1 protein-coding gene is annotated in these 323 nt (G+C 59.4%); it reads right to left on the reverse strand.

Going from position 1 to position 323, the window contains the following annotated elements; genetic code table 11:
- Window positions 1-172 precede the first annotated feature (172 nt).
- Window positions 173-323: transposase (locus AC0IYH_RS28975; RefSeq protein ID WP_471837442.1), on the reverse strand; the 151-nt coding region annotated here is incomplete at its 5' end.

The raw sequence follows: 323 nt of genomic DNA on the forward strand, positions 1-323 counted from the left end.
GTCTTATCTAGATTAGTAATCTGCGTACGAGAGTTAGCTGTTACCTGGTTGAAGGACGGAAGGGAGCACAGGTTACTATGCGTACGGCTGAATCGGCGTCCTTTGCGGGCTCGGATGCCCAGCAAGAGAGACGTACCACGTTGGACCATGCGCTAGGGTCAGGACTCATTGGTCACAGCCAGAAGATGACAGTGGCCGCGAGGGCAACGGCCGAGAAGAAGACCGTTGGGCATCGGTCGTAGCGTGTGGCGACGCGGCGCCAATCTTTCAGGCGGCCGAACATGATCTCGATGCGGCTGCGGCGCCGGTAGCGCCGCGTGTGG

This window comes from Pseudomonas sp. AC463 (assembly GCF_979253585.1).